The organism is Bartonella sp. bp_1 (genome assembly GCF_055808085.1).
The window spans coordinates 1325134-1339076 of sequence record NZ_CM147851.1; the positions used below are offsets into that span (position 1 = coordinate 1325134).

Sequence of the window (13943 nt, forward strand, 5' to 3'; positions counted from 1 at the left end):
AGAAAGCGTCAGTTGGCCTGTAAGCCGGGTTCTGTATGGCAAAGCTTTCGCTTTACGTGGCAGCCATTCATCTGGGACGCCTGTTACCAGACGCCTCATGCAACCCACCCGGATGACTAGCCTGGAAAAAGCTGCGAACCAAATTTCGCACGTCATCCCTATTCGGTCTTGCTTCCAGTGGGGTTTACCTTGCCATAACCATTACTGGCTATGCGGTGGGCTCTTACCCCACCCTTTCACCCTTACCTGAGTTTTCATCTCTGAAAATACAGGCGGTTTGCTTTCTGTGGCACTCTCCCTAAGGTCACCCTCGCCGGGCGTTACCCGGCACCGTTTTTCCACGAAGCCCGGACTTTCCTCACCCTTCACCTTTCGGCATTGAAAAGGCGCGGCTGCCCGGCCAACTGACGAAAATGCTTATAACCCGCTTTCCTCAAAAGCCAAAAGAAAAAGCGCAGAACCTACAACCATCATTATTTAAGCGAGGCCAGATAGATTTTCACCTTGCTACAATAACGGGCCGAAGCGGGATTCATCTTCCAGGCAGCATGACCGGCATTATATTTTAAAATTGTTTTACAGGTATCACCACCGCTGAGGCGATGGGCTTGTGCCAAATACTTCATGCCATATTCCAAATTATTATGTGGTTCGTAAAGGTTTTTAACCGAACCTGAATAGCCAAGTGCACGCGCTGTTGACGGCTTAATCTGCATCAACCCAACCTCGCCTGCTGCCCCTTTGGCATCAGGGTTATAACTACTCTCGGTTTTTACAACAGCATGGACAAGATCGGCCGGCAATTGATGACGTGCTGCAATCTCTCTTATCAGCTTCTCATAAGGCCGCTGATCTTTCATCGGTGAAGCAACTTTTGGTGCTGCATTGGAAGACGTCAACGAAAGAAGCATTATTGAAACGAAAAAAAGGACTAAAGTCGCGATATATCGTATCTTGCCAAGTTCTACCACAACCGCGCGTGGTCGTTTTTGATTATGCATATTCTATACTCTCTTGATATAATCATATGAATGCAGACAAAAACATCCGCTTCAGACACAGCTTTCTGCCAACCAAAAGAAACCAAAAGACGACAAGGGTATGGTTATTCCAAGGTCATTTTATGATAGCGTGTCACAATGAAACAAACGCATCATCTTTTTTACAACTGATTGTGCATTGCATCAGAAGATGAAGCGTTCCATCAAGAATATATATGACTGAAACATAGGAAAATGCCATGCGATACCGCTATCAAGGCCTGAGAGGTTTGAACTGGCTACGCCACAAGTTCCGTGCCAGTGAAGGATGGTTTATCATTCTTGCCATTATAATCGGTGCGTTGGCTGGTGTCTTTGCTGTCGCATTGACGACAATCGCACATTTTATGCAGGGCATATTTTTTAATCTCGTTAACAATGAACGCCTTAGCACCCATCCACTCACATTATCACAATTGGCCGTATTGCCATTAGGCGGTATTGTTCTCGGCCTCTTCACATATCTCGTCCACGCCAAAGGTCGCCCTTTGACCGACGTTGTAGAGGCCAATGCATTGCATGGTGGCAGACTATCCATCCGTGACAGTCTGATCATTTCTGGCCAAACTTTAATATCCAACGGTTTTGGGGCCTCCGTTGGGCTAGAAGCCGCCTACGCCCAAATGGGCGGTGCGGCTGGCTCAAAGCTTGGTCAACTTGTCAATCTCCGCCGCTCGGATATGCGCATTCTGGTCGGGGCCGGCGCCGGAGCTGCAATAGCTGCATCCTTTAGCGCTCCTCTGGCCGGTGCTTTTTATGCTTTCGAAATTGTCATCGGCGCTTACACATTATCGGCATTGGCACCAGTTGTCGCTGCTGCACTCACCGCCGTTCTAGTTGCCGATTTAATGGGGTCTCACCCCTATATCATCACTGTTATCAATAACAACCAGATCGATTTTCTCCACTATGTCCTTTATGCCATTCTAGGCCTCATATGCGCCTTGCTCGGCATTTTTCTCATGCGGGCCGTAAGTTTCGTAGAGGCATGTGTGCGCGGTATAAAAATCCCCCAACTTGCCCGACCTTTCATCGGCGGCATCTTGCTTGTTCCCATTGCGGCCATCACCTCACAAGCACTTTCAGGCGGACATGGCGCATTACATATAGACTTTGTATCAGCAGCCTCCTTCGGTTTTATCGTCATCATATTATTCACCAAAGCATCGGCATCGATCATCTCGCTTGGGTTTGGTTTTCGCGGTGGTCTCTTCTTCGCATCCCTATTTTTAGGAACACTGATCGGACGACTTTATGCCGATAGCATTGACTACCTCTTTTTTGATACACTGCTTGATAGCAAGATCACTGCCCTCGTCGGCATGGCCGCCTTTGCTGTATCGGTTATCGGCGGCCCCTTTACGATGACAATGCTCGTCTTGGAGACAACACAAAATCTTAGTCTGACAGGCGGCGTTCTCATTGCTGCTTTAGTTGCATCTACAGTTGTTCGTGATCACTTCGGCTACTCATTTTCAACATGGCGATTACACCTGCGTGGAGAAACAATAAAAAGCGCACGTGATGTTGGCTGGATAAAGACCCTGACGGCAGGAAAAATGATGCGACGGGAAACCCATGCTACACCGAATACGCTAACAATAAGAGCCTTTCGTCAACGTTTCCCGCTCGGCTCTACAAGCCGCGTCGTATTAATTGATGATGAAAACCACTATGCCGGTATCATCGAACCGGCTACAGCCTATGTTGAAGGGCTGGAGAGTGAGGCTCCCATTTCAAGCCTGGCAACAACAAAAACCTATACACTCACTGCAGATATGGATGCCAATGTGGTTATGGAGCGGTTTGATAAAGCCGCAACCGACCAACTTGCTGTCATCGATAATGATCGGCATGTATTGGGTATTTTATCCGAAAGCCATGTGCGCAAACGCTATGCAGAAGAACTAGAAAACAGCCAGCGGCAAATCTATGGCGAGACATAATTATGACAACGACTTCAGTGTTCCTAATAATTGATGCAAAGTCTTGATTGTCGACTGGTCAGCCACACCATCAATCTTTGCAGGACGAAAATGACGTTGAAAGGCCTCGACAACCAGCCTTGTCTGGTCGTCATACATACCCGTAATCGGCAAACCATAACCATAAAGTGCCAGCATGGATTGTAGGGCGGCAACCGGTTGTCCGTTTTCTCCCATACTCATAAAACGCCCACCGGAAACAGCTTCCGGCACAACCCAGTGGCCAATGCCGATCTTGGACAAAATATCCCACGGGAATTTTTCACCCGGATCAATCTTGCGATCCGGCGCTATATCACTATGACCTATAATATTGCGATCCTCTATATCAAAACGCATCTTGATATCGGCACATAAAGCAATCACAGATTCAATCTGTTTCTCGGAAAATTCAGGAAAATCCTGCAAAGGACCGGCATTTACAATTTCAATGCCGATTGAGTGTGAATTAACATCTTCAATCCCCCGCCAATAACTCTGGCCAGCATGCCATGCACGTTCTTTTTCTGCCACCATTTGTACGACAACACCGTCCTCGCGCACAACATAATGGGCAGACACCTTGGCCTGCGGGTCGGCCAGACGCAGCTCAGCCGCTTCGGCATTTTCCATACCCGTATAATGCAAGACAATGATTGTTGGCTGCACACCATCCTTGCGCGGTTCACAATTGGGCGATGGACGCAACAAAGCATTTTGATAATCAACACGCGTCAGCATGGCACAGACAGCTCCTCACGAATATAGGCCCAGGCCTCATTAATGGCCGCCAGCCTTTCATTAGCAATCGTAATGAATTCTTTTGGCAAGCCACGCGCAATAACATGGTCAGGATGATGTTCACGCACCAAGGCATGATAGCGTTTTTTTGCCTGTTGATAGCTGACATCAGGCGTAAGCCCCAAAACGGCCCATGGGTTTTTCCGCCCTGTCATATGACGCATTGCAACGGCCTCGAAACGGGCCTTAGAAAACTGAAAAACAGAACTGACATTTTGCAAGAAAAGCAATTCATTTTCATGTAATGCTCCATCAGCCTTGGCAATATGGAAAAGCCCATCCAAAACATCTTCCAGCAACAGGCCATCGCAATCACTGTCACGGCAAAGTTTAAAAAGACGTCGCGCATAATAGTCAAAACCGGCAACATCCTGCTTTGCAAGATTATAAAGACGCTCAACATGGCGCGCCTCTTCAACCGGCACAGAAAAAATCTCATAAAAGGCACGAGTCTCCGCATCTGTCACAATACCATCGGCCTTGGCCATTTTAGCCGATAGTGCAATCATCGAAACAGAAAACGCTACCTGACGGCGTGTTTCTGGATCCCCAGAAAAAACAGTCCGTATCTGTTCAATAACAGTTGTAAAAAGCTGTGCCCCCGTCTGGGTAATAAGATCGGATAGTTTTTTCCAGATTGAATGCATATCAGTTTTTGTCCTGTACCTGACTATTCAACGGTGTATCGGCACCATTCATGCGCAATACAATATTGGCAACAGTCAATAGCGCAATCAAAAACACAAACAAAACAACTATTTTTTTATGATTGAGTTTTTTCAAATACGATCATCCAATATATTCAATTTATATGCCATTTTTTTACTCTTTATTACAATGCTATTCATTATGAAGAGAACAAAATTGTTACAAATCAATAATGGCAAAGGCAAGACACATGAAACGCTTCCATCCTACCTCACTTGGCATCATGTCCCTGCTTTTCCTGAGCGCCTGCGCTTCAACCACATATGATCTGGGGGATATTCGCCCCACCCCACCAGAACCGACACCAGCGACAACATCTGTTGCCGACAACACACAGCTGCCCGATAGGTCTTCCCTTTTACTAAAATTCGATGACCGCAAGCCACATGAATGGAATAAAATTGCTCCATGGCATTATCCTATCCACGGCACTGACGTTTCCAAATATCAAGGAACCATCGATTGGTCTGCGGTAAAAACTGCCGGCATTTCCTTTGCCTTCATCAAAGCCACCGAAGGCGGTGATCGTATCGATGACTATTTTACCCGCAACTGGAATAGTACAAAACAGCTCAATATCAAACACGGTGCCTATCACTTCTATTATTACTGCCGCTCGGCCAAAGATCAGGCCAAATGGTTCATCCGCAATGTCCCGAAAGACCCAAGCGCCCTACCGCCGGTTCTGGACATGGAGTGGAACCATCTTTCACCGACCTGCAAAATACGCCCGCCCGCAGCAACCGTGCGCAGCGAAATGAAAATTTTCCTCTCCATGATTGAGAAACACTATGGCAAAAATCCAATCATCTACACCACGGTCGACTTTTTCGACCGCAATGACTTGAAACAAATCACTGGCTATACTTTCTGGCTACGTTCGGTGGCCGGTCATCCAAATGAAAAATATGGTTCCCATCCATGGACATTCTGGCAATATACCGGCACAGGGCGTATCCCCGGCATCAAGGGAGATGCGGATATTAACGTCTTCTCAGGCAGTAGGGCCGAATGGCAAAACTGGAGCCAATAATAAAAAACAATATTGATAATGCAGATTTATAGCCTGTTCCGGCTGTATCATCTGCATGATATTGAAACGCGACATTTTCATTTACCAATTATGCTGCATGGCAATATGGATTACCCGCCCTTGTCATTACCCTTACCGGCTTATTCTTGCGCCGATATAGTGATATAAACAGTCAAATTGCCGCAACCCCTTCATTTTCCGACCAAAATAGTGCATGACAGTTCTATCAATATTGACTGGAATGGAAGTGCGCTATGAAAAAACGCTTGGTCACCCTTTTGGCATTTCTTTATGCAACGACAGCTTTAGCCCCCGCCTTCGGCGATCAAAGCCCCGCGACAGAAGATGCTGCAATGACCAAACCGGCCTGCGGCGGCGATCTAACACCCTGGATTGAAGGTGTAGCGCAAGAAGCCCGACAAGCCGGTGTCAGCGAAGCCTCGATCAAACAACTCGAACACGCCACCCTTGACCAAAAAGTTCTGGGCCGTGACCGTGCGCAAGGTTTTTTCAATCTGACCTTTGCCGATTTTTCTAAGCGTGTCATACCGGAATCCCGCTTGAAAAAAGGCAAGGAAAATTTACAAAAATACGCCCATATTTTTGCCAAGGCTGAAGATACCTATGGCGTTCCCGGGCCGGTTATTGCTGCCTTTTGGGGGCTAGAAACCGATTATGGTGCCGTACAAGGCGACTTTGACACATTAAATGCATTGGTCTCGCTTTCTCATGACTGCCGCCGCCCCGAATTGTTCCGTCCGCAGTTAATTGCACTACTTAAATTATTCGACCAAGGTGTTGTCAATGCCAATACAACAGGGGCATGGGCCGGTGAAATTGGCCAGATGCAACTTTTACCCAAAGATTATCTTGAGCGTGGTGTCGATGGCGACGGCGATGGAAAAATTGATCTTAAAAATTCTGTTCCTGATGCCATTATGACAGCAGCCTGCATGATTAGTGATCTTGGCTGGAAACGCGGACAACCATGGCTGGAAGAAGTACGTATTACACGTGATGACTTACCGTGGCAGGAAGCTATCCGTACCAATCGCAAGCCGCATTCACAATGGGCTCAATGGGGTGTTACCGGCATGAACGGCCCGCTTGGCCCCGATGATGGCGATGCATCCTTGATGCTGCCGATGGGCCGCAAAGGCCCTGCCTTTCTGGCCTATGAAAATTTCGACATTTTTGTCGAATGGAACAAATCCATCGTTTATGCAACAACCGTTGCCTATTTTGCCTCACGTCTGGCCGATGCCCCACCCTTCGATCTCGGCAATCCCGAACCCGGCCTATCAACAGACGAATTAAAACAACTTCAGGAAAAGCTTGCCAAACGTGGTTATGAAATGGGCAAGATTGACGGTATTTACGGCGTCTTGACACGCGACGCCGTTCGCAGCGAACAGCAACGTCTTAATATGCCAGCAGATTCATGGCCGACAAAAGAACTTCTGGATAAGCTTTGATCCCGGCTATCGACGATCGAGGCAAATAAAAGGGACGATAATGACAGAACAAAACTTATCGCGCCCCTCTTCATGTGAGTGTCATAAATGTTAGGGTCTGATGCCAATCAGATGACACATAGCATAAACAAGATCAGCCCGATTCAATGTATAAAAGTGGAAATCGGTCACACCGCGCTCGACAAGATCCAAAACCTGTTCAGCGGCAACAGCCGCGGATACCAATGCATGAGTATTGGGATCTTCTTCCAGTCCTTCAAAGCGACCTGCCAGCCAGTCAGGAACATGAGTACCGTTACGACCACAAAAATTTTTGACCTGCCAAAAATTATGAATCGGCAGAATCCCCGGTAAAATTGGAATATAAATACCAGCGCGTCTTACTTTTTCGACAAAGTCCTCATAAACATTATTATCAAAAAAACACTGTGTGATAGCCTTGGTCGCTCCATTATCGATTTTACGCTTAAGAAAATCGATATCAGTCGCAAAGTCGGGACTTTCAGGATGTTTTTCCGGATAAGCTGAAACAGTCACTTCAAAAGCGGGATCAATCGCCTTGATACCGGCAACCAGTTCAATGGCATTGGCATAACCACCAGGAGTCGGCTCATATTTCCCCCCAATGCCATTGCTTGGATCACCACGCAAGGCAACGAAATGGCGAATGCCCATCGCTGAGAACTGGCGCACAACCTCGTCGACCTCTTCACGCGTTGCATCGACACATGTCAGATGTGCTGCGGCCGGAATAGTTGTTTCTTTCAAAATACGTTCGACCGTACGCCCCGTACGTTCGCGCGTTGAGCCACCCGCACCATAGGTAACAGATACAAACTTTGGCCGCAGTGGTTCGAGCCGTTTGACAGTCGACCACAACATATCTTCCATCTTTTCTGTTTTAGGCGGAAAAAATTCAAAAGATACATTGAGATTGTCGCCAAGATCGGAACGGCGGGATAATTTAAGCGCAGCCATTAGGCTTTCTCCGTTGTTGTATGATCGGCCATCAACATACGCAGATCGCGGCATAACCATAGTTTTACTGTCAATCCGGGTGTCGTGCGCCCATTGTCTTGTGGTTTGAATTCAAGTGTTTGATCCAGAACCAGTCCGGCATCAGACAACCATTCACTAATTTGCAAATCGGAAAACCCCAATCGCAAGTGGGCATGCTCATCCCGCAGATAATCAAGATTATGTGGCGCAAAGTCGACAATGAGCAACCGCCCACCTGCCCGCATGACACGGGCAGCCTCGCGGATGGCCAATTGCGGCTCATCTAGGAAGTGCAAAACCTGATAGATGGTAACGAGATCGAAACTTTCCCGTTCAACCGGCAAAGTAGCAACATCACCTTGGCGCACCTGTGCATGAGTAATGCCGGCATTATCAAGATTGACACGGGCAACCGCCAACATGTCACGATTAATATCAACCCCTAATCCACGGTCATAAAGAGGCGCAAATAATTTCAACAAGGATCCTGTACCAGTACCAATGTCCAGCATGGACTGAAAAGGCTGCGGACCGATAACATCCTGCATGGCTTTTTCAATAGCATTATCAGGAGCATGAAGCAGACGAATTTTATCCCAGCTAGCCGCATTGGCACTAAAATAAGCCGCCGCCTTTGACTGACGCGCAGCTTTCACCTGCGCCAAACGCTCTAGATCAAGAGAAATCAAATGATCATCTTTTCTAAGTGGAGCCAGAATATGATTAATTATGGCACGGTGTACAGACCGGTCACTCAAACGAAAATAAGCCCACGCCCCTTCCTGATAGCGTTCGATAAGCTGGGCTTCCAACAACAATTTGAGATGACGCGATACACGCGGCTGGGATTGTCCCAAAATCGTTGTCAGATCAGAAACGGTTAAGTCACCCAGATTTAAAAGTGCCAGAATACGCAGACGGCTCGGCTCGCCTACGCCTTTTAAAATCTCGATCATCTCATCCAAAGATAAATTACCGGTCATAGCTTTCCTTTAAATTAGACATAAAGATATGTTTATATCTAAGGATAATGTCAAGCTATAAGATGCCACTTGATATATTTTGTGCTAAAAAAAGATATGATCCATCGTAAACGCGCTATTGCCAAAGCCTTGACCGCCTTACTGCCTGCTGCACCCTTTGCGGATTGCGAATATATACGCACAGCCGCTAATGCGCCACATATGAAAAAACTTCCGCCAACAATTGCTGTCTGGCTGGCAACCATTGCCCATATACGCCACCAATATACAGAATATGACACCCTGCGCGATGAAGGCTACGATAAGGATTCAGCCCATTTTTTCGTGCGCGACAGCATCAATGACAAACTTGATCAATGGCTGGCAACCCGACATCTGGAAATAGATGAAACGATATAAAACAAAAGGGCGGCTAAAAGCCGCCCTTCATTCATATGCTGGGTACATATCTAATTAGCGTACAATGACCTTTGCACCCGGTTTGACACGTTCATAAAGATCAACCACATCATTATTGAGCATACGGATGCAGCCGGCAGAAACATTTTTACCAATGCTTGATGGCTGATTGGTGCCATGAATACGATAATAGGTATCGACATTATTCTGGAACAGATACAATGCACGTGCGCCAAGAGGGTTACTCAAACCCGATGCGACACCTTTTTCATAACGTTTATATTGAGCCGGCTTACGTGCAATCATATCCTTAGTCGGGATCCATCTTGGCCACTTCTGTTTCCATTGCAAATTGGCCTCACCCTCGAAACCAAGACCGGCAGCGCCAACACCAACACCATAGCGGATGGCTTTGCCATGCCCGGCAATCAGATACAGATAGTTGTTATGCGGCTCGACAATAATTGTACCCGGCGCTTCACGGCTTGGATAAGAAACAACCGTACGCTGGAATTTTTCAGGAATCTTTACCGAAGTGACCGGCGCAATCTTAAATGGCTCATCATCGGACTGTCCGATACGTTCTTCCAAAGGTTTAATATCGACAAGTGACGAACCTTTTGTCGATACGCCCGTTCCAGTGCCTGTACCGGTTGTTGTACATGCCGCCGCGGTCATTCCAAGCAGACCAACAAACAACGCTGTCGCGATATTTTTCGCCAACGATTTTTCCATAGCAATACTGAGCCTTCAGTTATGGCGAGGTTAAACCCCACTCCAGTTTCCAAAATAAAACTTTGGTTAATAGAAGGAGAACAAAATGAAAAGGACTGCACCCCGCAAAAAGGTTTTTTACCCATAAACATAAGCGTGATGATTATTTTTAATACCAATTAGGACAAAAATGTCACATTATGGTTCCTATAAATACACCCGATATTACCAACGAAGCCGAAACCATAAAAAAAGTGCGAATCACACTCCAATCGGACAAACTTGTTATTCGACAGTTTCTGTTCTGGCCGTAAACAGCACTCAAAAAGAACATTTATGCTATCAGCACTGAAACGATGTATGAGAAGCCGCTTAATGATGATTTCTGAATACGGCTTTACAACAAAAAGCACCAACGCTACCAATAAACAACCCTGCCAGCGATGTCCTTTACAGCTATTTCGCCGAGCTTGCCGATTTTGACTATGACAATCCCATTATAGCCAATACATCCATTGAAAATACAACTTTTAGCTTTGACTACGCCACACTAGATCAACATTCTATTTTTTAACCAGTATCATGAATATGCGCGGAAAAGGCAGTAAAACGCGCCCATCTTTTTGCGCCGGATAACAGGCTTTGATTTTATCCAGATAAAGCGCCAAATAATCCGCGCGTTCATCCTCACTCAAAGAATCGATAAAAGGCCGCAAGCCGGTACCTTTGACCCATTCGACAATCGCCGGATGATCGGCCATGACATGATTATAACGGGTATGCCAAATATCGATCTTGTCACATTGGTCGATAAAGGCATCATAATAGAGCGAGACATCAGGCAATTTATCACGATGGACATGGCCGATACACGCAACCCAGCGCTTGTCCTGGGCCACCTCGATCATCGCACGATGGGTCGGCTCATGAAGATTATCCGGCATTTGAACGGCCAGAACAGCACCTGTTTTCATTGCATTCAAAATACGCTGCATTTGCTGGATATGATCAGGCAGCCATTGAAAAACCGCATTGGAAAAGACAAGATCGGTGTCTTGGTCTGGAGTCCATTTGTAAACATCAGCAACGCTAAAATCATATTGCGGCAGACGGGTTTTTGCCTTTTCGATCATATCGGGCGATATGTCAAAACCGGAAATTTGCGCTTGCGGCCAATGCTGCGCGATGACTTCTGTCGAATTGGCCGGCCCGCAACCGATATCAACAATCTTCTTGGCATCAGGCAAAGGAATCGCCTGACAAAGATCATGCGACGGGCGGGTGCGTTCATCTTCGAATTTTAAATATTGCTTGGCTGACCAGTCTTTCATGTCTTATCTTCTTCAAGATGCATTCACCACAAAGCCAGATTAAGAAAAGCGGCAACAAGCGTCAATGTTGCAGATATAATAATGCGTTTTTGTGTTAAATGATGCGTCTGGACAAGAGGAAGGAAAAGCGTAGCTGGTCTATCTTTTTGGCTCCATCTTTTTATCCAAAAATAAAGTCCTACTGGAAAGATGAGAATTAGAAGAGCATAACGAATCTCGCGGCCCATATAAAAGCAAAAGCGGCTTTTTCCTTCAGGCGTGATAAGTTCAAGATTCCATATTTTCTTGCCTAAACTATTGCCAAAAATTGATGATGCAAGTCCATTCATCAGGCAGCTCACAAACAATAGAAGTATAATAAAGACAACCACCCAATGCTCAAAGATCATCATGATTACAAGGTAAAGTAAATCGGACGGTGGTTCAGGCGCGTAATATGAAAGACGGCGGTTACTTTCCGTCAACATATGATAAATCTCAAAAGGCCCATTGTGAAGAAGAAAGTCGGCCGGTATTAAGGCGGAAATGATCCCGAATACCACGCCAAACAGAAACGATAGGATCAGGCTCCATAATGTAAAGTCAATGAACCTCGCAAAAACCCGCCGCCAGCCATAGAGCTGGTAATCTTGTGGTTTTGCCCCCTCGCCCATTACAGCCCCCTTAGCGTGTCAGGCGCTTGTATGTCACACGTTTGGGATTGATCGAGTCAGGGCCGAGACGGCGCACCTTGTCAGCTTCATATTCTTCAAAATTGCCTTCAAACCATTCTACATGGCTATCACCTTCAAAGGCCAGCATATGAGTAGCCAAGCGGTCAAGGAACATACGATCATGGCTGATAACCACAGCGCAACCGGCAAAATTTTCCAACGCATCTTCAAGGGCTGCCAGCGTTTCCGTATCAAGGTCATTGGTCGGTTCATCAAGAAGCAACACATTGCCTCCCTCTTTCAAGAGCTTGGCAAGATGCACACGGTTGCGCTGACCGCCGGAAAGATTGCCGACTTTCTGCTGCTGGTCGCCCCCTTTAAAATTGAAGGCACCACAATAGGCGCGGCTGTTCATTTCAAACTTTCCAAGCTTGATAATATCATTGCCGCCGGAAATTTCTTCCCAAACAGTCTTGTCACCCTCCAGCGCATCACGGCTTTGGTCAACATAACTCATATCAACTGTCTCACCAATACGCACCGAACCAGAATCCGGCTGTTCTTGTCCTGTCAGCATTTTAAACAGAGTCGATTTACCGGCACCATTGGGCCCGATCACACCGACAATGCCACCGGCAGGCAATTTGAAAGAAAGATTATCAATCAGAACACGTTCGCCATAAGCTTTAGTCAGGTTTTCGACCTCAATAACCACCTGCCCAAGGCGCTCACCCACGGGAATAATAATCTGTGCATCACCTGGACGCCGATCATTAGCCGCATTGACCAATTCGTCATAAGCCTTGATACGAGCTTTCGACTTGGCCTGACGGGCTTTCGGGCTTGAAGCCATCCATTCCTGTTCGCGGGACAAAGCCTTCTGGCGGGCTGCTTCTTCGCGGCCCTCCTGGGCCATACGCTTGGCCTTGGCTTGCAGATAGGCTGAATAGTTTCCTTCATAGGGAATGCCATGGCCACGATCAAGTTCCAGAATCCAACCGGTTACATTGTCAAGGAAGTAACGATCGTGGGTAATAATCATGACAGCACCAGGATATTCACGCAAATGCTTTTCAAGCCATGCAGTTGTTTCAGCATCCAGATGGTTCGTCGGTTCATCAAGCAGCAACAAATCAGGTTTGGATAGTAGCAATTTACACAAGGCAACACGACGCTTTTCACCACCTGATAATTTAGAAACATCGGCATCAGCCGGCGGACAGCGTAGTGCATCCATCGCCATTTCAACCTGAGATTCCAGATCCCAAAGATTCTGGCTATCGATCAAATCTTGAAGTTTTGCGCCTTCTTCTGCTGTTTCATCGGAATAATTCATCATCAATTCATTATAACGGTCGAGAATTGCCTGCTTGTCGGCAACCCCTTCCATCACATTACCACGCACATCCTTGGATTCATCCAACTGTGGTTCTTGAGGAAGATAACCACAGGTTGCACCTTCCGCGAGCCATGCCTCGCCTGTAAATTCCTTATCAAGGCCTGCCATGATTTTGAGAACTGTCGATTTACCGGCGCCATTTGGCCCCAAAATACCAATCTTGGCATCAGGATAAAAAGATAAATGGATATTTTCCAGAATCTTCTTGTTGCCGTAAGCCTTATTGAGACCGGACATATGATAAATGAATTGACGCGCCATATTCGTTTCTTTCCAAGATCGACAAATTTTGCGTTTCTTTATCAGAAAAATAACCAGAACCGCAATGCTCCATAGCGGCAGAACACAAAAGACAAAGACTTTTCAGAAAACAGAAACAATTGACCGGGCGTGGATATTTCCATCACCCGGCCTTTTTCCCCTCTGGCAAACAGGTTCGGTAAT

Annotated in this window: 14 protein-coding genes and 1 other RNA gene; 4 read left to right on the top strand and 11 right to left on the bottom strand. The window is 46.6% G+C overall.

The genetic code is table 11. The annotated features are described in order from the left end of the window. Window positions 1-4: 4 nt before the first annotated feature. An RNA gene (gene rnpB / locus ACYZ97_RS06585) (RNase P RNA component class A) lies at window positions 5-408 on the bottom strand. A gap of 65 nt (window positions 409-473) precedes the next feature. Further along, a complete protein-coding gene (locus ACYZ97_RS06590) occupies window positions 474-911 on the bottom strand; it encodes a lytic transglycosylase domain-containing protein (protein ID WP_473300655.1) in 438 nt (145 codons plus the stop codon). A gap of 329 nt (window positions 912-1240) precedes the next feature. Between ACYZ97_RS06590 and ACYZ97_RS06595 the strand changes: the two genes are divergently transcribed. Beyond that, window positions 1241-2986, top strand: coding sequence for a chloride channel protein (locus ACYZ97_RS06595; protein ID WP_473297595.1), 1746 nt, complete (start codon window positions 1241-1243; stop codon window positions 2984-2986). Here the strand turns inward: ACYZ97_RS06595 and ACYZ97_RS06600 are convergent, their stop codons facing one another. The 3 genes from ACYZ97_RS06600 to ACYZ97_RS06610 are packed head-to-tail and all read right to left on the bottom strand — an operon-like array spanning window position 2987 to window position 4588. Then, complete coding sequence (locus ACYZ97_RS06600) at window positions 2987-3745, bottom strand: N-acetylmuramoyl-L-alanine amidase (RefSeq protein WP_473297597.1); 759 nt, start codon at window positions 3743-3745, stop codon at window positions 2987-2989. It abuts the gene before it with no gap. Further along, a complete protein-coding gene (locus tag ACYZ97_RS06605; protein ID WP_473297599.1) occupies window positions 3739-4452 on the bottom strand; it encodes a TerB family tellurite resistance protein in 714 nt (237 codons plus the stop codon). Before ACYZ97_RS06605 ends, ACYZ97_RS06600 begins: the two co-directional genes overlap by 7 nt. Window position 4453: 1 nt before the next feature. Then, window positions 4454-4588, bottom strand: a complete 135-nt coding sequence (locus ACYZ97_RS06610) for a hypothetical protein (RefSeq protein ID WP_473297601.1) — start codon at window positions 4586-4588, stop codon at window positions 4454-4456. Window positions 4589-4703: 115 nt separating this feature from the next. Between ACYZ97_RS06610 and ACYZ97_RS06615 the strand changes: the two genes are divergently transcribed. Then, window positions 4704-5546, top strand: coding sequence for a glycoside hydrolase family 25 protein (locus tag ACYZ97_RS06615; protein WP_473297603.1), 843 nt, complete (start codon window positions 4704-4706; stop codon window positions 5544-5546). Window positions 5547-5800: 254 nt separating this feature from the next. Beyond that, window positions 5801-7021: a lytic murein transglycosylase gene (locus ACYZ97_RS06620; protein WP_473297605.1), complete on the top strand. Its 1221-nt coding sequence runs from the start codon at window positions 5801-5803 to the stop codon at window positions 7019-7021. 90 nt (window positions 7022-7111) lie between these two features. On the opposite strand, the gene metF is transcribed toward ACYZ97_RS06620, so the two are convergent. Continuing rightward, complete coding sequence (gene metF, locus ACYZ97_RS06625; RefSeq protein WP_473297607.1) at window positions 7112-7999, bottom strand: methylenetetrahydrofolate reductase [NAD(P)H]; 888 nt, start codon at window positions 7997-7999, stop codon at window positions 7112-7114. Next, window positions 7999-9003, bottom strand: coding sequence for an ArsR/SmtB family transcription factor (locus ACYZ97_RS06630; RefSeq protein ID WP_473297609.1), 1005 nt, complete (start codon window positions 9001-9003; stop codon window positions 7999-8001). Before ACYZ97_RS06630 ends, metF begins: the two co-directional genes overlap by 1 nt. A 96-nt stretch (window positions 9004-9099) precedes the next feature. Here ACYZ97_RS06630 and ACYZ97_RS06635 point away from each other — a divergent pair, with 96 nt between their 5' ends. Beyond that, window positions 9100-9402, top strand: coding sequence for a DUF2293 domain-containing protein (locus tag ACYZ97_RS06635; RefSeq protein ID WP_473297611.1), 303 nt, complete (start codon window positions 9100-9102; stop codon window positions 9400-9402). Window positions 9403-9456: 54 nt separating this feature from the next. Here the strand turns inward: ACYZ97_RS06635 and ACYZ97_RS06640 are convergent, their stop codons facing one another. From ACYZ97_RS06640 to ettA, 4 genes are all read right to left on the bottom strand, one after another. Then, the gene (locus ACYZ97_RS06640; RefSeq protein ID WP_473297613.1) at window positions 9457-10125 is read right to left on the bottom strand and encodes a L,D-transpeptidase; all 669 of its coding nucleotides are present in this window, start codon (window positions 10123-10125) and stop codon (window positions 9457-9459) included. Between the two features lie 554 nt (window positions 10126-10679). Further along, window positions 10680-11447 (bottom strand): trans-aconitate 2-methyltransferase, encoded by a 768-nt coding sequence (gene tam / locus ACYZ97_RS06645; RefSeq protein WP_473297615.1) that lies wholly within the window; start codon window positions 11445-11447, stop codon window positions 10680-10682. A gap of 23 nt (window positions 11448-11470) precedes the next feature. Beyond that, the gene (locus ACYZ97_RS06650) at window positions 11471-12100 is read right to left on the bottom strand and encodes an RDD family protein (RefSeq protein ID WP_473297617.1); all 630 of its coding nucleotides are present in this window, start codon (window positions 12098-12100) and stop codon (window positions 11471-11473) included. 10 nt (window positions 12101-12110) lie between these two features. Next, window positions 12111-13760, bottom strand: a complete 1650-nt coding sequence (gene ettA / locus ACYZ97_RS06655; protein ID WP_473297619.1) for an energy-dependent translational throttle protein EttA — start codon at window positions 13758-13760, stop codon at window positions 12111-12113. Window positions 13761-13943 lie beyond the last annotated feature (183 nt).